Source organism: Prosthecobacter sp., from assembly GCF_044378005.1.
In the GTDB taxonomy this organism is placed as follows: Bacteria; Verrucomicrobiota; Verrucomicrobiia; order Verrucomicrobiales; family Verrucomicrobiaceae; genus Prosthecobacter.
The window spans coordinates 1-18875 of the sequence record NZ_JBILYB010000052.1 but is presented as its reverse complement, the minus strand read 5'-3'; the positions used below and the strand labels follow the sequence as shown (position 1 = coordinate 18875).

At 57.4% G+C, this 18875-nt stretch carries 14 protein-coding genes and 1 tRNA gene; 12 read left to right on the top strand and 3 right to left on the bottom strand.

Translation table 11 applies throughout. The annotated features are described in order from the left end of the window. The first annotated feature begins 7 nt into the window (after positions 1-7). From AC6FTP_RS12155 to AC6FTP_RS12125, 7 genes are all read left to right on the top strand, one after another. Positions 8-625, top strand: a complete 618-nt coding sequence (locus AC6FTP_RS12155; RefSeq protein WP_497207187.1) for a hypothetical protein — start codon at positions 8-10, stop codon at positions 623-625. Then, positions 615-2891, top strand: a complete 2277-nt coding sequence (gene mrdA, locus AC6FTP_RS12150; protein ID WP_497207186.1) for a penicillin-binding protein 2 — start codon at positions 615-617, stop codon at positions 2889-2891. The genes AC6FTP_RS12155 and mrdA overlap by 11 nt, the downstream gene beginning before the upstream one ends. A gap of 45 nt (positions 2892-2936) precedes the next feature. Beyond that, complete coding sequence (locus tag AC6FTP_RS12145; protein WP_497207185.1) at positions 2937-4535, top strand: Rne/Rng family ribonuclease; 1599 nt, start codon at positions 2937-2939, stop codon at positions 4533-4535. A 96-nt stretch (positions 4536-4631) separates the two neighbouring features. Next, complete coding sequence (locus AC6FTP_RS12140) at positions 4632-5279, top strand: hypothetical protein (RefSeq protein WP_497207184.1); 648 nt, start codon at positions 4632-4634, stop codon at positions 5277-5279. 210 nt (positions 5280-5489) lie between these two features. Then, the gene (locus AC6FTP_RS12135) at positions 5490-8303 is read left to right on the top strand and encodes an FHA domain-containing protein (protein WP_497207183.1); all 2814 of its coding nucleotides are present in this window, start codon (positions 5490-5492) and stop codon (positions 8301-8303) included. A 43-nt stretch (positions 8304-8346) separates the two neighbouring features. Continuing rightward, positions 8347-9837, top strand: coding sequence for an Hsp70 family protein (locus tag AC6FTP_RS12130; protein WP_497207182.1), 1491 nt, complete (start codon positions 8347-8349; stop codon positions 9835-9837). Between the two features lie 39 nt (positions 9838-9876). Further along, a complete protein-coding gene (locus AC6FTP_RS12125; protein ID WP_497207181.1) occupies positions 9877-10215 on the top strand; it encodes a hypothetical protein in 339 nt (112 codons plus the stop codon). A gap of 38 nt (positions 10216-10253) precedes the next feature. Here AC6FTP_RS12125 and AC6FTP_RS12120 read toward each other — a convergent pair whose 3' ends face one another. Then, positions 10254-11543: a PQQ-binding-like beta-propeller repeat protein gene (locus tag AC6FTP_RS12120; protein ID WP_497207180.1), complete on the bottom strand. Its 1290-nt coding sequence runs from the start codon at positions 11541-11543 to the stop codon at positions 10254-10256. A 45-nt stretch (positions 11544-11588) separates the two neighbouring features. Beyond that, positions 11589-12449: a helix-turn-helix transcriptional regulator gene (locus tag AC6FTP_RS12115; RefSeq protein WP_497203658.1), complete on the bottom strand. Its 861-nt coding sequence runs from the start codon at positions 12447-12449 to the stop codon at positions 11589-11591. A 100-nt stretch (positions 12450-12549) separates the two neighbouring features. Between AC6FTP_RS12115 and coaD the strand changes: the two genes are divergently transcribed. Next, entirely contained in the window at positions 12550-13032 is a 483-nt protein-coding gene (gene coaD, locus AC6FTP_RS12110) for a pantetheine-phosphate adenylyltransferase (RefSeq protein ID WP_497203659.1), read from the top strand. Positions 13033-13294: 262 nt separating this feature from the next. Here the strand turns inward: coaD and AC6FTP_RS12105 are convergent, their stop codons facing one another. Further along, positions 13295-14617 (bottom strand): alginate export family protein, encoded by a 1323-nt coding sequence (locus AC6FTP_RS12105; RefSeq protein WP_497207179.1) that lies wholly within the window; start codon positions 14615-14617, stop codon positions 13295-13297. A gap of 277 nt (positions 14618-14894) precedes the next feature. On the opposite strand from AC6FTP_RS12105, the gene AC6FTP_RS12100 reads away from it, so the two are divergent. The 4 genes from AC6FTP_RS12100 to AC6FTP_RS12085 all read left to right on the top strand — a co-directional run bounded on the left by AC6FTP_RS12100 (position 14895) and on the right by AC6FTP_RS12085 (position 18656). After that, complete coding sequence (locus tag AC6FTP_RS12100; RefSeq protein WP_497207178.1) at positions 14895-16175, top strand: RsmB/NOP family class I SAM-dependent RNA methyltransferase; 1281 nt, start codon at positions 14895-14897, stop codon at positions 16173-16175. Between the two features lie 10 nt (positions 16176-16185). Then, a complete protein-coding gene (locus AC6FTP_RS12095; protein ID WP_497207177.1) occupies positions 16186-17679 on the top strand; it encodes a glycoside hydrolase family 10-like protein in 1494 nt (497 codons plus the stop codon). Positions 17680-17752: 73 nt separating this feature from the next. Continuing rightward, positions 17753-18538 (top strand): serine/threonine-protein kinase, encoded by a 786-nt coding sequence (locus tag AC6FTP_RS12090; RefSeq protein ID WP_497207176.1) that lies wholly within the window; start codon positions 17753-17755, stop codon positions 18536-18538. A 43-nt stretch (positions 18539-18581) separates the two neighbouring features. Further along, a tRNA-Cys gene (locus tag AC6FTP_RS12085) sits at positions 18582-18656 on the top strand. Positions 18657-18875 lie beyond the last annotated feature (219 nt).

Here is an 18875-nt window from a genome sequence, read left to right as displayed (position 1 = left end):
CAAAGCCATGTTTTTTTACCCGGTAACCATTCTCCTACTACTGCTGACCTTCGTGGTGCAGGAGTTCTTGCCGGGTATTGCCATGGCACATCATGCTACGCTTCTTCTGCCACCTGTTTACTTTTTCACCGCAGCCGTGGCTGTGCCCTTTCCAATGATGCTGTTGCTGTCCTTTATCACAGGGTTGCTCTGGGATGCCAGGCATCTGCCTGGCGCGGTGCGTTTTGTCGAAAATTCGGCGGACAGCTTGATTGCCGGCCCCTTGGGAATGCCCGAGATCGTGAGTGGAGGCGGTTTTGGCATCGGTATCTCGATCATTGTATTCGCCCTTCTTGGCACATTCCTTCAAGGTGTGCGGCCTTTGTTTAAACGCGGACGTGTAGAACTGCCGGTATTGCTGGTGGGTTTCACGACCTTTGCCTGGCTCCTGCTTGAATATCTAATGCAGACCTTCCTGCGAGGAAGCCTATTTTTTCCGACGGCGGTATGGACGAAAATGATCACGGACGCAATGCTCGCCATGCTAGCTTCCCCTCTCTTGTTTTTGCTTCTGTATTCTCTGGCGGGTCTTTCACGTTATGAGATCAAGTATGACGGATTGAGATATTCCTTCGATGGTCGTTAAATACCGATTCAGACTCTATCTTCTCACCCTGGCCATGTTCGGTGGCTTCGGTGTGTTGGTGTATCGTCTTTGGTGGCTGCAGATCGAGCATCATAAGGATTTCGTGAACAAAGTGCCGGAAGCCAGACGCGAACGTGCCCGCCTGCCAGGCGTACGTGGTGAGATCAAGGATCGCAACGGCGTCGTGCTGGCCACGAACAAGGCCACCTTTGAAGTGCGCGTGAATCTAAAGGAGGTACTTGATGAGTATCTCCGGCAATGCCGAATCAAAAAAGTCGAGGTGCCAACGATCAAAGTTCAGTTTCTTGACCGTGGCATCATGCGACAAAAGGATGAACCAGACATTGTTCAGATGTTCAAGGAGCTCATTGAGGCGCGTCTTGCTGAACTCGGACTGGCGGTAAAACTCAATGATGACCAGGATCTGCGAGTTCATTACCGCAGTTTCGCTGGAGTGATTCCATGGGTGTATCGTGACAACCTGACCTTTTCCGAATTCAGCCGTTTTGCCGAGCATAATCTTTCTCTCCCTGGAGTGACAGTCGCCGAGCGTGGCAGTCGGGTCTATCCACTCGGCGCGCTGGCCTGTCATATCATGGGCTTTGTGCGACTTCCCGATGATCAACGCGTATCCGAAGAAGAAAGGAAAGGCTGGGATTACTATGTGCCTGATGATTATGGCGGCGCGGGGGTGGAGAAGAGCTTCGACAAATATTTGCGAGGACGCGCCGGGGTGCGTGTGATGCAAAAGAACGAGCGCGGACGCATAGTTGGTGATGTCCGTGATGCCTATGAACCACCGCGCAAAGGCAATGATGTGTTTCTCACGCTTGATGCCCGAATTCAATTCATTGCCGAAAAAGCTCTGCGCGATGGTAACATCGGACGCGGCAGCGTTGTGGTCATTCAGCCGCAGACGGGGGAGGTGTTGGCGATGGCTACGGTTCCAAACTATGATCCAAATCGCTTCATCCCAAGCATCAAGCAGGAAGACTGGGATGCTCTCAACGACAATCCTGTCATTCCCATGCTCAACCGTGCCACACGCGGTTTCGCGCCTGGATCAACCTATAAAGTGCCCATCGCACTCGCTGGATGTTTGGCACATATCCAGGGAAGCCGGTTCAATTGCAGTGGTAGCGTGACTTATGGCTCCAAGGCCATGCAGTGCTGGATTCAGCGGCAGAGTGGTGGTTCACATGGAAGTCTGGGGCTCAGCGATGCGCTTATGCGCTCCTGCAATTGTTTTTTCTACCAGTATGGAAATGCCGCTGGCATTGATCAGATCACCAAGGTTGGCAAAATGCTCGGCCTCGGTGAAAAGACCGGGATCGAACTTGAGGAAGAAGACACCGGCATCCTGCCCAACCCGCAATGGCTACGGTTACGGAGTCCGCAAGAGCGTTGGAGTTCGGGCTACACAGCCAACGTGTCCATCGGCCAGGGGCAGGTGCTTGCTACACCACTGCAAATGGCTTCGGTAGCTGGCGCGGTCGCTTCAGGTAAGGCATACAAACCGCATCTCTTGTTCCAGGTGAAGGATGGGGCAGAAATTATCGAGCCACATAAGCCGGTATTGCGTGCAGATTTGAGCCAGTATTTTCCGGCCGACGATCTTGAACTTGTTCGCAGAGGGATGTGGAAAGTAGTCAATGATGTTGGGGGCACGGCCAAAGCGGCACGCATCACAGGAGTCGAGGTGGCTGGCAAGACGGGCACTGCACAGGCTTGGCGCGAAGATGAGGAAGGGCACAGCGTAGTGGACAACCATACGCTCTTCATCAGCTTCGCCCCTTATGTGAATCCCAAGTTCGCCATTTGCATCATCGTCCAAGGTGGCAAGTCGGGTGGGGGCTGTGCGGCACCAGTGGCACAGCGCGTGCTGGAGCAGTCTCTTGCGCTTGAACAGGGATACGATCCCAAAATCGAGCGCCTGACCGAGGTCGCGGGTAACTTCAATAAAATCGAGTCGGTCACCTACGCTGACTCCGGTCTGCCGTTGGTGGCAAGCGCAGATGAGGACGGTGACACCGGCACTGCCGAACTGCCTGAGCGTAAATCGACTGACACCGCGAAGCGTCCCAGCATCGCTCCAAATATTCGCAAGACGGGTGACTCCAATGAGTCATCCGGGGTGAACTCCAATCGTGACGGAACGAAGCCCCGCCGGGGGATCTTCAACCGTGGAGCACCTTCTCCGGCACCCAGCCAGCCTGCCCCATCTGGTGGCGGGCTATTCCGCAGACTCTTTCGCACACCGCAGTGATGGAGTCCGCACCTCGTCTATTCACCCCTTTTATCCAACCCATCCATGGCACTAACTTTTGTTCAACGCGTTAAAGAATTCATCACCGGTAAAAAAGACATCAAGACAGGCACCCGCCTCGTCATCAACTGCGAGAAATTGGAGAACCGCGTGGCTCTTCTGGACAATGGAGCTATCGAAGAGTACACGATCGAACGCACGGGAACCAGCACCATCGTCGGCTCCATCTACAAGGGGCGTGTGAAAAACATCGAACATGGCTTGAAGGCGATGTTCATCGACATCGGTCTCGATAAAAATGCCTTCCTCCATTTTTGGGATGCCATTCCTGAAGCGCTTTCCAATCAAGGAATGGAGGAGGTCAGCCGCAGCGGATCCAATAAAAGCAAGCAGAAGCGCATCAAGGCCGAGGACATCCCGCAGCTCTATCCCGTCGGTTCTGAAATCATGGTTCAAGTTACCAAAGGACCCATCGGCAACAAAGGCCCGCGAGTCACCACAAACATCTCGTTGGCCGGTAGATTGCTCGTGCTCATGCCACAGAATGACCAGTTCGGCATCTCCCGTAAAATTGAGGAGCCTAAGGAACGTGCCAGGCTGCGCAAGATCATCGAACGGGTGAATCTCCCTGAAAACCTCGGCCTAATCATGCGCACCGAAGCCTCCGGCAAGCGTGCTCGTCACATCATCAGGGATCTAAGTCTCCTCATCGAACAGTGGAACGACATTACAGGCAAACGTGACAGCAAAGGAGCTCCGGTCTGTTGTTTCCAGGAGCCCGAACTGATTGAACGTACCGTGAGAGACTTTCTCACCGAGGACATCGACGAAGTCGCCTGCGATGACTTGGAAACTGTGGAGCGCATGCAAAAAATGGCGGCTTTAATTTCTGGACGAGCCAAGCGCCGAATCACCCACTACCAGGGCCAGACGGCCATTTTTGAGGCCTACGGCATCCAGAAGCAGATCGACAATGCTTTCTATCGTCAGGTCTGGCTGCCATGTGGCGGCTACATTGTCATCGATCAGACCGAGGCGCTGGTCTCCATCGACGTGAATACAGGCCGCAACAAAGGTGGCAAAGACCAGCAGGACAAAGTGCTTGTCGAAACCAATCTCGAAGCTGCAGCCGAAGTCGCTCGCCAGCTACGACTGCGCAACATGGGGGGGCTTATCGTCGTGGACTTTATCGACATGAAGCACCGCAAGGATCAGCAGGCAGTTTACAAATCCATGCTTGATCACCTCAAGCGAGACAAGGCCAAGACACAAATCCTGCCGATCAGCCAGTTTGGTCTCATGGAAATGACTCGCCAGCGTCTCCATGAAAGCCTCAGCAGCGCTCTTTATGAGCCGTGCCCCTACTGCAAAGGCCACGGGCAGGTGAAAACGATCTTTACCATGAGTGTTGAGCTTCAGCGGGCGCTCAGTTCCATCCTTGGACGTGGCAAGCCTGAGCAGAAAAATCTGGTCGTTGTCGTGCATCCAGAAGTCATGCAGCGTCTAAAGACTGAGGATGGTGAATTGCTCGTCTCTCTTGAACGCAAGTATGAGGCCCGGCTCACTTTCCGCAGTGATCCGACACTCCATCGTGAAGAGATGAAGATTACCAGCACCCAGACGGGGGAGGAAGTTCGGCCATGAAACCGTACTTAGGTGCGTCATCGGATGACATCTCTCCTGATTTTCTTGCTGACTCTTGATTGAACATCCCCACCGACTTCTCCTGTCCCAGCGTTCATGCCTTCTTCCTCCTCCCGTAATCGTAATCTCTTCATCGGTGCCAGTCTCTTTATTGTCGTGGCTTTGTATTTTGGCTGGCAGTGGGCTGGCCAGGATAATACGCCGCTTGCGGTGGTGAAGAACGACGCGCCAAAGACTGGGACGGAATCCGTCAAATCGGCAGACGCCCTTAGTTCTGGCTCATCCAGTAAAACTGTGATGAATGGTGGACCCGACCGCCTTATCACTGTCGAAGAAGGGGATGTGATGATCGATGAAATTCTCCGCTCGAACAAAGAGATCCCTCAAATGGCACGAGATCTCCACGACTTGGTCAAAAAGCTCAATGGTGAGGCCCAGGTGAATGCCAGTCGTCACTTGGTCAATCTCACCAGCGATGAAGACTATGGGCTGATCGCAGGGTACCTCACGGATGCCAAAATGAACCCAGATGTCATTGAAGTGCTGTTTTCAGATCTCATGAACCGCAACCGCATCCTCCAGATGCCCCTTTTCATGAATCTTCTAAAGAATCCCGCCCACCCGCAAAATGAACAAGTCCGCAACGTCCTCACCATCCTTGCCGGTGAAGATTTTGGCACCGATTGGGCAAAGTGGGATCAGTGGGCTCAGCAAGAGATCAGGAGTCAGCAAGCGGGGAATTGAATCTGCCAAAAAGCGTAGTGCATTCGGCTACTACTTCGGGCACCCTGATCTCAGGGTTGTCTGAAAACAGAATGGCATTCTGGCAATTCTACTCAAGCTTGCCAAGCACATAGGAATCAACGTATTGGTTCGAGTTAAGGCTTTATTAAGATTGATTTGATGATCATTCAAAATTAATTTTTTCGCCCTTCCCGCTCCCACTGACCGCCCATGCCGTACCTGGCCTTTAATCTCAATGATGGAAATGAGTTCGTCTTCGATATTCTCGAAGAGCGGCTTTCCATAGGACGAGATGCCAAAAATGACATTGTCATCGACAACACCTACATCTCCGGCTCCCATGCCGAGTTCGTTCGTCAGCCAGATGGAATCTATGAGCTCGTAGATCTGAAGTCTTCCAACGGCACCTTCGTCAATGGCAAGCGCATTGAGCGATCTCTCGTCAAAGGCGGTGACAAAATCCGCTTCGGCCAGCTTGATGCGAGATTCCGTGAACGTGCACCGAAGGGGACTGCTCCCGCTTCGGGCACCAAACCCAGTTCGCCATCCAAGGCTGGGGCAGCCCCATCCGATGGTCGCCGTGGAGATACCGAAACCATCCCGGCACGAGATACTGAACCAAAGAGCGAGACCAGCCCAATCGAGCCCAGCCGTTCTCCTCAGAGCTCCAATACAGCCACCGCCCCTGCCGCAGCCAGCCTCCCTATCGCCAGGCCTTCCACCACGTCTGATCCAGCGTTGCATAGGCAGGCTGATGAGCTCAAACATGAAGTCCAGCGGCTCAAACAGGAGCGTGATCAATTGCGTTCAGAGAACGAAAAAGAATCACGTCGCCGCGAGGAGATACGAGAGCTGGAAAAGACACTCGAAGATCAGCGGAAAGAGGTGCGTTCAACCGATGCCCAGCTTGCTGAGTCCCGCGCTCAACTGACCACCACGCAGGCGGAGGTAGAGAAGCTCGCCTCCAAGCGACGCGAAGCAGCCAGCACCCTGGTCCAAACACTTTCCAGCCAGCGCGCGGAGCACGAAAACCTTCTCCCAGGCTTGCGGGCCGATGTCCAAGTTCTGAAAACTGAACTGCAGACTCTGATTCAGGACAAAAAGTCCACTGTAGCCGCCTTGGAACGTGTTCAGGCAGACCGCCAGGCTGCCGTCGAACAGACCGAGTCCCTGCGTGCAGAGTCGGCCAACCTTCAAAAATTGCTCACCGAGAAAAGAGGCACTCTCGAAGCGGAGATGAAAACCAAGCTTGCTGAAGCCAATCAGGCAGAGGCCAGACTGCGCGAAATCACTGCCAAAGTCATTGCTTCAGAAAAGCGGGTCAGCGATCTGGCTGTGGCACAAAAGCAGTTCACCGAGAGTCAGGCCGCGCTGAAGGAGACCGAGTCACGACGTCAGATCGAAGAAAAAGCTTTGGCAGACCTGATCAGGCAGCAGGAAAGGCTGCGCAAGGAACTCATCACTCTTGAGGACGGCATCAGAGCTGGCACTGGTCAGGTCAATGACCTCACCAAAAAGATAAAATCAGAAGAAGTCCGTGCGTCTGATGCCTCTGCAAGGCTCGAAAAATCCACGGCTGCACTGCAAGCCGCCGATGCCAAACGTGCAGAGGCCGAAGCTGCCACAGCAAAAGCACGAGAGGAAGAGAAAGCTCTTCGCAGGGCCATTCCCAACCTGAACACAGAAATGGCCGGACTCCAGGCCGCCCTGACCAAGCTGGCCCGCGAGCGTGAGGAAGCCTCCCAGTATGTCACCCGTCTAAATGTCAGCACGGATGATGGTAATAAGCGCATCGCGGCACTCCAGCAGCAGATCAGCCAGCTCGAAGAAGCGCAGCGTGTGCGTGAAGAGCGTGTGATGAAATCGCAGGTCGAGGCCGATCAGGAAGCTGCGCGTCTCAAATCGGCTCAAGAAAAAACCCGCGCTGCCGAGAGCGCCCTTCAAGACATCGAGCGCGAGGTGAAGGACATCAAACTCAAAGTCGATGCCACACGCGCTCAACTCACCGGCTTGGAGTCGGATCTCAAGGCGCGACTCGACCGTGTCGAATCCCTCAAGCTAGAGGAGGATCGTCTCTTGAGAGAACTCACTGAGAGGAAAGGCAGCATCGCTTCTCTCGAATCAGCCCTGGCTGAACTGCGTGACAAGACGCATCAGGAAGAAAAGCGCGTCAGTGAATTCACCCACATTGGCGGCCAGATTCTCAGCTTCGGTGCCGCCCTCGCCAGCTTGCAAACACGACAGGATGAGGCCGCGAAAAATCTTCGTGACGCAGCCGAGCGCGATCTGGCTCTCCAGGTGAAAATCAATGCCCTTCAGGAAGCCAGCAACAGGGAGGCCGCCCGCGCCGAAGAGATCCGGCAGGAGCGCACCCGAGTGGAGACAGAGTTTAATGTCTTCAACGACATAGCCCAGAAACAAAAGGCCAGCCTTCAAGTGATTGAGGCCGAGCAGCGCAAGCGCCTGTCCGAGATCGAGCGCCAGCTTCATGCCCAACTTTCACAGACGGAGCTTCTCAAAAACGAGCTTGCCATGCTCCATGACCGCCGTGCGGAGTTTGCCCAGGCAGAGTCTCAGCTCAAGCACTGGCAGGGCATCGAAGCTCGCCTTCGCGGTCAGTTGCTGGAGCTGGAGGAGAAGCACGAGATCATGCGTCGAGGTTTGACGACAGATGAGTCCACTGTGGTCATGTTTGCCAATGATCTGATCAAGCGCATTGACCTTATCGACGCGCTCACCTCCCGCTACGCCGGTCACAATGGCGGTGATGTCGTCGCGCAACTACAGACTCTGCGTGCCTCCTTCGAGGACATTCTCTTCCAGCATGGCGTCAGCGAGTTTGACGTGGCCCTTGGTACCGAAGTCGATACCAACCTGCGCAAGCGCATCGCTGTCGTGGACAGTGTGCCAGGCAAGGACAAGCCACGCGTCATTGAAACTTGCCGTTCCGGCTTTATCTACTCTCGCGAAGAGGGCCATGAGGTCATCCTCCGCAAAGTGGAGGTCAAAACTTCCAGTCAGTAATTTTCCCGGCAGCCCACTTCACATCCCTCAATTCTATACTCCCATGGCAGACTACGTTGGCATCGATCTCGGCACCACCCTCTCGGGCTTGGCATATCTCAAATCCGACGGCAACCCGGAGATCGTTCCAAATGCCGATGGTGAGCGTCTCACGCCCTCTGTTGTCTTCTTTGACAATCACGAAGACGTGAAGCTGGTCGGTAGCGCTGCGCGTGATGGCGGTGAGCCAGACCGCACCATTTTCCAGATCAAACGTCACATGGACGATCCCGAGTATCTGGTGACGATCGACGGCAAGAAGTGGACCCCGGCTGAAATCTCCGCCCTCATTCTCGCCAAACTCAAGCGTGAGTGCTCGAAGATCATTGGCGACATCAATGAGGTCGTCATCACCGTGCCGGCGAACTTCAATGAACTCGCGCGTAAAAGCACCATCGCCGCTGCCGAGATGGCCGGGATGAAGGTGAAGCGCCTCGTCAATGAGCCCACCGCTGCCGCTGTTTATTATGCGCACAATCAGGGCGTTCAGGGCCGCGTTCTGGTCTATGACCTCGGCGGGGGCACGCTGGACACCACGATTCTCGAAGTTCAGGGAGATAACATTCGCATCCTCACGAGTGAAGGCGCTCGTCATCTGGGCGGCAGCAACTTTGATGAGATGCTGCTCGACTCCTATGCCGAGCAGTATGCCAAGCAGACCGGTGCCAAACTCTTCGCCGACGAGCGGCATCGCCGCCGCATTCTTCAGGCCACGGAAGATGCGAAGAAGATGCTCTCGAAGCTCCAGCGTGTGAATGACACTGTCTCCAATGACAAGAATGATGGCATCGCCCGCATCGACCTCACTCGCGAAGGCTTCGAAAAGCTCGTGCGGCACATGCTGACACGCACCGTCATGCTCGTCGAGCAGGCGCTGGATTCCGCCAAATTGAAGCCAGGAGATATCGATCACGTCGTGCTTGTCGGAGGTTCCACGCGCATCCCCAAGGTGAAGCAGATCTTGGAAAAGATGTTTGGTAAAACGCCCAAATCGTGCAGCAATGTCGATGAATGCGTGGCTCTTGGAGCGGCTCTCTTTGCCAAGAAATCCGCGCGCATTCAAGAGGTCTGCAATGCCAGCTACGGCACCCTCGCCATGATTTACAATGCCAGGACAGGTGAGGAGAAGCTCATGAACTCCATTGTCATCCCGAAGAACACGCCCATCCCATGTTCCCGCACCCAGGTCTATCAGACCAGCGAGGACAACGAGCGCGTGATCGAGGTGGACATCACTCAGGGGGAGGATGAAGACCCTCGCTACATTGACGTCATCGGGCGCATCACCCTCGAAGTTCCGGCCAATCGTCCCAAGGGCTGCGAAGTGGCCGTCACCTTCAGTTATGATGAAAACCAGCGTGTCCGAGCCCTCGTTGTGGACAAGCAGTCCGGCCGCAGCCGCGAAGTAGCCGTCAGTTATAAAGGTGCTGGTGTCCTTTCCGAAGAGGATCTGAAGAAGAAGAGCGTCAGCCTGCGCCAGATGCGGATTGAATAGTCTCAGAAATCATTCCGCGAACCCGAGCCCCATACCGCCATGTTTAAAAAGATCCTCCAATCTCTCTCCAAATCCCAGCAGGCCAAGACACAGGCTCCTGCCAAGGCACCCGCACCAGGCGCCGCGCCACGCTCGGGTGTGCTGGATCGTGTCGTGAAACCCGGTGCGCCTGCTGCCACCTCCGCTCCCCAGACACCTGAGGATCTTTGTGAGGTTTCAGCAAAGATGCCCAAAGATCAGATCCAGGCTCGTTTGAAGCTGCTCTATCGCCGTTTCAATCGGAGCGCCTCCAGCCTTGATCCAAAAATCCGCGCGGAAGCAGATAAGATGCTGGATGCCATCGTCCTCGTGCGTGAAAAGCACTTCGGCGAACTCTAATCGGATGACGTCACCAGGGGCTGCGAATTGCGCATGGCTCACGACTTCGTCGCGCTGACGCAATACACCGCCTTCTCACTGCGCAGGATGAGCTTGTTCCCCACCACGGCAGGCGTGGCGTTCATCTGGCTGTCATCGAGCGGTGGGATCGTGGCGATCTTTTCAAAGCTGGGTTTGGCGGCGAGTATGAAGGTGCCGTTGCGGCGGGAGACAGCGTAGAGCTTGTCGCCGATGAGCACGGGGGAGGCATAGAAGGGCTTGCCGCCACGTCCACGTCCGCCGCCTTCCATCACTCGCTCGCGATACACGTCCTTGCCGGTCTTGGCCTCCATGCAGAGGGCGAAGCCGCCGTCATTCACGACATAGAGATGACCATCATGCAGCACGGGCGTGGGCACATAGCTGCTGCTTTGGCTCTGCCAAACCATGTTTGTGCTCGTGACATCGCCTTTGCCGCCGAGCTTGATCCCGGCGCTGCCTGCCGTGGGATAGCCGCCATACATATACACGACATCTCCATCCTGGATCAGGGCAGGGGACACATTGCCTGGCAGGCCGTGCGTGGCATACCAGCGGAGCTTGCCTGTGTCAGGGTTCAGTCCCCAGATTTCCTGGGCGATTGGGAAGATGAGATCCGTCCGACCATTCGTCTCGATGATGCTCGGCGTGGAGTAGGCCAGATCGATCATGTCACCACCGGCACGCCAGAGTTCCTTGCCGGTCTTTTTGTCGAGAGACACCAGCATCCGGCTCTCGTCCGTGGCATTCACGATGAGGCTGTCTTTGTAGAGGATGGGACTGCCGCCCGAGCCCCAACGGCGACCGCTCGATCCGGTGCCCAGCGGTGTGTGCCAGACTTGTTTCCCTTCCATGTCGAAGCACACCGCTCCTGATTTGCCAAAGAAGACATAGACGTGGGTGCCATCGCTCACCGGCGTGCTCGTGGCGTAGCCGTGCTCGGTGATGAAGCCCTGCCACTCGTCCTCCACGCCTTGCGTCTTCACGCTGGACTGCCAGAGCTTCTTCCCATCGGCCAGACTCAGGCAGACCAGATGGCGCTCCAGCTTGCTCATGTCTTTGTTCTCCGGCTTGTCGCCGTAGCCTGTCCAGCAGGTCACGAAGATCTTGTCGCCGACCACGATGGGGCTGGACGAACCGGGGCCGGGCATCTCCGCCTTCCACGCCATGTTTTCCGTCGCGCTCCAGGTCGTCGGGATGCTGGCTTCCTTCACCATGGCGGCACCCGTGGGGCCAAGGAAGCGTGGCCAGTCAGCGGCTTGGGTGAAGCTGGAACAAAGAACGATGGCGAGCAGGAGGGGGGCTTTCATGGCCGCCGTCAAACACCCGACATCGCCGTGAGTTGCTCGCGCAAATCACGGCTGCTTTTCCTGAATGCGGAACTGCGTGGGCGTGAGCTTCGTCATCTTCTTGAAGTCCTTGCTAAAGAAGAACTGATCGCTGTAACCGACCTGCCGGGCGATCTCCTTGATCGGGTCATCGCTCTCGATGAGCCGGTGCTTCGCCTGATTGATGCGTTCGCGCCGCAGCCAGTCGATGGGGCTCGTGCCGATGCAGGATTTAAACATGCGGCTGAAGTGGCTCTCGCTCATGCCGGAGAGTGTCGCCAGATCTGCCACGCGGATGGCGGTGTGGAAGTAGAGGCGCATCTTCTCCAGCGACTTCTGCACCGGCATCGGCAGCTCGGGGCGGATCTCGTCGGTATCGGAAAGCCGCGCTTCAAAGGCCAGCGCGATGATGGCCGTCACGGCGGCATTGACCAGCGCCGCATCACTCGGGCGCGTGGCCGTCATGTGATGGAAGATGCGCTCGAACTCCTGCGAGGCCACGCGGGTGTTGAAGTTCTTGATCACCGGCTGCGAGCGGATCTCCAGGAGATTGGAGACACGGTCCAGCGGCCTGCCTTCCACCCGAATCCAATACAGCTCCCAGGGCTCTTTCGAGATGGCTCCATAGGCATGGGGATGATGGCAGTTCACCCAGAGCAGTTCATCAGGTCCGATCTCATGCCGCTTGCCCGCGATCTGTGCCCAGCCGCGTCCGGCGAGGCAAAGGATGAACTCATGCCCGGGATACGTTTCCCGCTGGATGCGGTGTTCATAGCCTGCGCGGAGGTGCCCGCCACGAACGACGGAATAAAACAAGTCCCGCTGCCAGTCCGCAGGCGTGGCGTATAGATTCTGGAAGAATGTGGTCTCCTGAAACAAAGTGCTCATGGTGGAATAAGACATACCAAAGAGAAGCCGGGGATGTCGAGCACGATTTACCAGTCCTCCCTCCTTGCACCCGACGCGGGCTCGCTTACCTCTGCCGCCCATGCGCCGCGCCGTTTATCCAGGTAGCTTTGATCCCATCACCAATGGCCACCTCGACGTGCTCCAGCGCGCCGCAGGTATCTTCGACGAACTCGTCGTCGCCGTGGCGAAGGACAACGCCAAGCAGAGTCTCTTCACCGTCGAGGAGCGCGTCGAGATGCTCAGGGCGGCCACCGAGCATCTGCCCAATCTGCGCGTGCTCCCCTTCGAGGGCCTGCTCGTCGATTTCGCCCGCTCGCAGAAGGCCATCGCCCTCGTGCGCGGCCTGCGTGCCGTCAGCGACTTCGAGTTCGAGTTCCAGCTCGCCCTCATGAATAGGAAGCTCGAGCCGAATCTGGAGACGCTCTTCCTCATGCCGCGCGAAGAGCTCACCTACATCAGCAGCCGCCTCGTGAAGGAAATCTCCCGCCTCGGAGGAAATGTGAACCAGTTCGTGCCGCCCCACGTCGTCGTGGCGCTGAAACAGAAGCAGGGCCGCGCCTGAGGTGGAGGATTTCCGTGGATCGGAAGCAAACGAGGTCCACGCTTTCGGCGACCGCGCCGCTGCCACCAGCAGCCTGCCTGCCTGCTGAAGCAGGACCGAACTCTCGTGAAATCACCGGATACCCTGATCAAGAATCGCTTCAGCGCTGACAGCGCCAGTCTGGCGAAGCGGGCGAGCGTCAAGCATGTGGGCCACCGCCGCACCTGACTGCGAGAGCGCTGTTGGTTTGGGGAATCTGGCCAACGACTGCAAAGCTCGGCTCTCAGTAGTTCAGTGTGAGCATCAGGTAGGCAAAGTCGGCATCATCACCGCCGCCTGTGTCATCTAAGTATGATCCGGCGAAGAAGTGACTGTAACCGACGAGCATATCGAGGTGCTTGGTCAGCTTCGTGTTCACAGTGAAGTCCACTTCCGTGCCTGCGTTGTTGCTGGCACCGGGGGCGATGCCGCGCACCTGGGTGGTGCCATTGGCGCGATACCACGCGTCTCCTGTGTCCGAGAGCCAGAAGCCATGCAGATCCAGCGTCGTCTTCACCTTGGCATGAGGCTGGGCGGCGAGGCGCAGCACGAGGTTGTGCATGTTCTGCCAGGACATCGTGTCCATGAATCCATAGGGCGGATGATTCGTCGGGAAGAGGTTTTGGAAGGTGTTTGTCTGCCCGTCACCCGCATTGCCATCACCGCTGCCGTGGCTGTATTCCAGGGCGAGGCGCGGCTTCCAGGAGGTCTTCAGCCAGTTGTAGCCGCCTTCCAGATGAAAGGCGTAGGCCTTGAGATCCTGACCGCGCACCTGACCGGTCTGACCGGCCAGTTCGAAGGTGTAATCCCAGCCCGCCAGCTTCAAAGGATCTCCCTTCATCCGCGTGCCCAGCGTCAGGAAGTCCGTGGCTCCGGTGAGCGACTCTTCATGCAGATGCAGTGCGTAGAGATCGGTCGTCTGCACCGGGATCATCGCGTTGCTGAAATACACCCCGCTGAAAAGCTGGCGGCGATTGTTCTGCGTGTCTGTCCAGTCAGACACATTGAATTGGGACTCATGCAGACGTACGACACTGGAGACAAAGCCATCCACCCACCAGTCGTTCTCATGCTGATAGTGCAGCTTCACGGCATCGAAGGTGCGGCTGAAGTTCAGCCACTCCAACGGGCCGATGAGGCGCTCATCGCCATACGACAGGACCTGACGGCCCAGTTTGAGAGACAGATGCTTCGGGTCCCCGAACTCCAGGGAGGCCAGCCGCAGGTCAAAGGCATCGTCGCCCTCCGCACCCATCAGCAGCGGAACATCCGCGCGGTCAGAGAATGACTCCCGCACATCCTGCCCCTGCACCGTCACATGCAGCCAGGGAAGCGGCTGCCACTCGATGCCGAGCCGGATGCGGTGCAGCAGCCAGGAGTCATCCGTCGCCGAATCCAGCCCCTCATTGAAGTCGAAGACATTGTTTCGATACTCCCCGCGCACGCGGGCCTGAAAGGTGAACTGAAGCGGATCAGGCTTCGGCGCTTCCACGACAGGTGCCGGAGTGATACCCGCCTGAAGATCGAGGTAGAGCAGGGAAAGGGTAAAGAAAGCCTGTGGTCGCATAGAAGCGTGCCAGTCATCCACGATCCCCCGCAAAAACAAAAATAGACTCTCGCGATGCCATTCATCGCGAGTGGGCATCACAGCGGGCAATGTCCAGTCACTCTCCTTTGCAGATTGATGGCCGGGGCAGGAGGCCCCTCTGGGCTCAGCCGCTGACGACGATCTCGCCAGGAAACCCTGTCCGATCTACCCACCCACTTTGGCATCATAAGGCATTCAAGGAGCGCTTGACGCCCTCGCGCTTGCTTCTCTGTCCGGCCCGCGCCATCTCAGAGGCGTGAAAGTTCCCCATATCATCATCGCCCAGATCATCCGTTCGCTGCACGACATCTTCGTGGACCGGCGCTACTCGGATAAGGCGGTGGAGTTTGCCTTCAAGAATCATCACAAGTGGGGCAGCCGTGACCGGCGGCTCTTTGCCGAGTCCCTCTATGAATGCGTGCGGCACTGGCGCTGGTTTTGGCATCTGGCCGGTCTGCCGGACGCGGATCACGCGAAGCGCGAATGCATTGGCGATATCGAACTCTGGAATGTCTGGGCGGCGCAGTGGATCACGAGCGGGAAGGATCTTCCGCCCTTTGAAGAGCTGGAGGACATCAGCCCGCAGGACATCCGGGCGCGGCAAAAGCTGCCGGTGCCGGAGGTGATCCGCCTTTCCATCCCAGACTGGCTGGATGCACGCTGCGCGAAGGAACTCGGCGACGCCTGGCCGGCGATCCGTGAGACGCTAAATCATCCCGCCGAGGTGTATCTGCGCACGAACACGCTGAAGACGGACCGCCGCAGTCTGAAGGAAAGGCTCGGGCAGGATGGCTTCATCACGGAGGCGCTGAAGCCGATCCCCACCGCCCTGGTGATGCAGCAGCGCTACAATGTCTTTGCCATGGCGGCCTTTAAAGAAGGGCTCTTCGAAGTGCAGGATGCCTCTTCGCAGCTTGTGGCACCTTTTGTGCAACCTGAGCCGGGCATGAAGGTGATCGATGCCTGTGCCGGTGCTGGCGGGAAGACGCTGCACCTCGGTGCACTTATGCAGAACAAGGGCCGCATTCTGGCGCTGGACGTGCATGACTGGAAGCTGAAGGAACTGCGCAAACGCTGCGGCCGTGCCGGGGTGGATGTGGTGGAGACGCGCCTCATTGATGGTAGCAAGTCCATCAAGCGTCTCGCCAACTACGCGGACCGTGTCTTGCTCGATGTCCCATGCTCCGGCCTCGGCGTGCTACGGCGGAACCCGGACGCGAAGTGGAAGCTCAGCGAGGTGGAGATCGACCGGCTCATCATCGAGCAACAGGACATCCTCACGCGCTACAGCACGATGGTGAAGCCCGGCGGCAAGCTGGTGTATGCCACCTGCTCCATCCTCCCGAGTGAAAACGAACTCCAGGTGCAGAAGTTCCTCGCCACGCATGGTGAGGAGTGGACGCTGGAAGAAGAGATGAAGATCAATCCCGCCGAAAGTGGGCACGATGGCTTCTACGGCGCGAGATTGGTGAGAAAAGGCAATGCCCCCAAAGCCGATGAACCTACGGAATCTCCAATCGAACCTGCGGCGGAGTAAATCTGCAAACATGGGCCTTCGTCATTCGTCATTCGGGCTTCGTCATTGCCTGCTGGCTTTCTTGCTGACATCAAACGCGCTCGCCCAGCTCTCCGTGCCGATGCCGCATCGGGAGCTGCGTGGCTCCTGGATCGCGACGGTGCATAACATCAACTGGCCTTCGCAGGAAGGCCTGCCCGTGGCCCAGCAGCAGGCGGAGCTGAAGAGGCTGATCGAGAAGGCGCATGAGCAAGGTCTGAACTGCCTGATCTTCCAAGTGAGGTCAGCCTGCGAGGCGATCTACGAATCGCAGATCGAGCCGTGGTCCTGCTACCTCAGTGGGCTGATGAGCCTGCCGCCATCGCCGAAGTGGGACCCGCTGACCTTTGCCATCGACGAGGCGCACAAGCATGGGATGGAACTGCACGCGTGGTTCAATCCGTATCGCGCTCTGGCGGGGGATCGGTTTGCGCCGAGCGCGAATCATGTCCGCCGGCAACATCCCGAATGGACGATCAAGTATGGCCGCGACTGGTGGCTGAATCCTGGATTGCCAGAAGTGCGGCAGCGCGTGCTGGATGTGATCCTCGATGTCACGCGGCGCTACGACGTGGATGGCATCCACATTGACGACTACTTTTATCCGTATCCGGTGAATGGCAAAGACGGCAAGCCAATGCCCTTCCACGATGAAGACGCCTACTCGCGCTACAAGACAAGTGGCGGCGCACTGGAACTCACAGCCTGGCGACGGCAGAATGTGGATGAGACGGTGCGCTCCATTTACGAAGGCATTAAAGCCACGAAGCGCACGGTGAAATTCGGCATCAGCCCCTTTGGCCTGTGGCGGCCTAACTTTCCAGAGGGCACCGGCGGCGGGCTCGATCCGTACGAGCACATGGGGGCTGACGGTCGCGGCTGGTTGCAGAAAGGCTGGGTCGATTACCTCACGCCGCAGCTCTACTGGACCATCGACCGCCCCAAGCTCGGCTTTGGCACCTACTTCGACTGGTGGCTCGGTGAGAACACGCTGGGCCGCCACATCTGGCCGGGCATGAACACGAGCAAGGTGGGTGATGATCGCAAAGCGGGAGAGATCCTCGCGCAGATCAGCATCACGCGATCCAGGCAGCTCCAGATGTCGCCGGGGCACTTCCATTGGAACTTCGGCGCGCTGGACAAGAACCTCGGCAAGATCGGCACGCTTTCCAAAGAACGCGCTTACAACATCCATACCATCTTGCCCGCGAGCCCCTGGCTGAGTCAGGTGGCACTGCCTGCGCCGCGAGTGGAGCGCGTGGCAGAGGGGAAGAAGCTGCGCTGGTTCTTTGACGATCTGCGCTGGGACACGGCGAGTCGCTGGTGGGTGGTGCAGGCATTGATCGAGGGCAAATGGCAGACCGTCGAAGTAGCCTTCCGCACTCAGCATGAGACTGACTGGCCGAAAGGTGCCGCCGCTGTGGCCGTGCGTGCGGCGGGTCCGGCCTGGGAACTGAGCGAGCCGGGTGTGACATCGGGATTGTAGGGCCTGGCTGCCGATGATGGCGGGGCGGATCGGCAGACTTGCAGGGAGCTTTGAATCAGGGCAGCATCGGCTTGTGATCGACGACTACGAAGTGCTGGAACAAGTCGCGGAAGGCTCCCGCAGCACGGTGCATCGTGCCCGTGACCGGCGCACTGGTCAGGTCGTGGCGCTGAAGCGTTTGAGGGATGAATCGGGGGATCAAGAGTGGGAGAGGGAAGTCACCGCACTCGACCAGATCCGTGGGCTCAATGTGATTCGACTCCGCGAAAGTGGTCGCCTGACTCGAGGTGGATATCTGGTGCTCGAATGGCTCGGCGGTCAGACCTTGGAGGCCAAGGTCAGCGATCAGCCGCTTTCTCTGCATGAGTTTTCCATGGTCTCCTCCAGCGCCTTGCACGCTCTGTACTCGGTTCATCGTGCTGGATTCCTGCATCGCGATGTAAAACCCGCGAACCTCATGCAGGCTGGAGACGGCGTGTGGAAGTTGATCGACTTTGGCGAAGCCCGCCGGATCGGAGATGCCTCTCAGCAACCTCTCACTGGTTCCGTGCATGGCATGGCACCGGAGCAGTTTGAGAATGGCGCATTAGATGAGCGCACGGATTATTACTCGCTGGGTTGCACGCTCTACTTCGCCCTGACGGGTCAGTTTGCCCATGCCGGTGAGACAACGCCGGAGGTGATCACCAGTCATCTGCATCCGGGGCCGACTGAGTTGGCCCAAGCCAGGCCGGATCTGCCGCAGGCCGTGGTGACCTGGGTGGAGGGCTTGATGTCACGGCATCCACAAGATCGTCCCCAGAACTACTGGGATGCGCTGGATGCACTCATGTCTGCATGTTTCGATGCCAGCAGTTGACACCACACCTCACTGCGCTAGCCTCGCGCCGCTCACAGAGCATGGCGAGGTAGCAAAGTGGTAATGCACTGGTCTGCAAAACCGGTATGCGCGGGTTCAATTCCCGCCCTCGCCTCCACTTGGAAAATTAAGGGTTCCAGCGCCAATTGGCGAAAAGTAAGAACGAAAGTAAGAACATATTCGGCCACGGTTGACGAGATTCCCGGAGGTTTGAGGAAGCGAAATCGGCCTCCCAATCACCGTCGAATTAAAAGGTCGCTGAGTGCATGAATGTTCCACAGGAGAACTTATTTCGGGACGCTCAAATGCTCTTGAAGCGATTTGCCTGCATCAACAC

Bases quoted from the DNA above. Each gene is read 5' to 3' on its own strand.
- coaD (WP_497203659.1), top strand. From the start codon at position 12,550: ATGCGCCGCGCCGTTTATCCAGGTAGCTTTGATCCCATCACCAATGGC.
- mrdA (WP_497207186.1), top strand. From the start codon at position 615: ATGGTCGTTAAATACCGATTCAGACTCTATCTTCTCACCCTGGCCATG.
- AC6FTP_RS12095 (WP_497207177.1), top strand. From the start codon at position 16,186: ATGGGCCTTCGTCATTCGTCATTCGGGCTTCGTCATTGCCTGCTGGCT.
- AC6FTP_RS12140 (WP_497207184.1), top strand. From the start codon at position 4,632: ATGCCTTCTTCCTCCTCCCGTAATCGTAATCTCTTCATCGGTGCCAGT.
- AC6FTP_RS12145 (WP_497207185.1), top strand. From the start codon at position 2,937: ATGGCACTAACTTTTGTTCAACGCGTTAAAGAATTCATCACCGGTAAA.
- AC6FTP_RS12115 (WP_497203658.1), bottom strand. From the start codon at position 12,449: ATGAGCACTTTGTTTCAGGAGACCACATTCTTCCAGAATCTATACGCC.
- AC6FTP_RS12135 (WP_497207183.1), top strand. From the start codon at position 5,490: ATGCCGTACCTGGCCTTTAATCTCAATGATGGAAATGAGTTCGTCTTC.
- AC6FTP_RS12105 (WP_497207179.1), bottom strand. From the start codon at position 14,617: ATGCGACCACAGGCTTTCTTTACCCTTTCCCTGCTCTACCTCGATCTT.
- AC6FTP_RS12125 (WP_497207181.1), top strand. From the start codon at position 9,877: ATGTTTAAAAAGATCCTCCAATCTCTCTCCAAATCCCAGCAGGCCAAG.
- AC6FTP_RS12155 (WP_497207187.1), top strand. From the start codon at position 8: ATGTTTTTTTACCCGGTAACCATTCTCCTACTACTGCTGACCTTCGTG.
- AC6FTP_RS12120 (WP_497207180.1), bottom strand. From the start codon at position 11,543: ATGAAAGCCCCCCTCCTGCTCGCCATCGTTCTTTGTTCCAGCTTCACC.
- AC6FTP_RS12130 (WP_497207182.1), top strand. From the start codon at position 8,347: ATGGCAGACTACGTTGGCATCGATCTCGGCACCACCCTCTCGGGCTTG.